Annotated in this window: 1 protein-coding gene; it reads left to right on the plus strand. The window is 70.9% G+C overall.

What is annotated here, in order from left to right; translation table 11 throughout:
• A partial coding sequence (locus B4920_RS28290) for a carboxyl transferase domain-containing protein (protein ID WP_305847149.1) occupies window positions 1-230 on the plus strand: 230 nt, incomplete at both ends.

Raw genomic sequence — 230 nt, forward strand, 5'->3', positions numbered from 1 at the left:
CCGCATCTCGGTGATGGGCGGCGAGCAGGCCGCCAGCGTGCTCGCCACCGTGCGCCGTGACGGCATCGAGACCAAGGGCGGCAGCTGGAGCCCGGAAGATGAGGAAGCCTTCCAGGCCCCGATCCGTCAGCAGTACGAAGATCAGGGCCACCCGTATTACGCCACCGCCCGGCTGTGGGACGACGGCGTGGTCGACCCGGCCCAGACCCGTCGCGTGCTGGGCCTGTCGC

Source organism: Zoogloea sp. LCSB751 (assembly GCF_002028455.1).
Lineage (GTDB): Bacteria > Pseudomonadota > Gammaproteobacteria > Burkholderiales > Rhodocyclaceae > Zoogloea.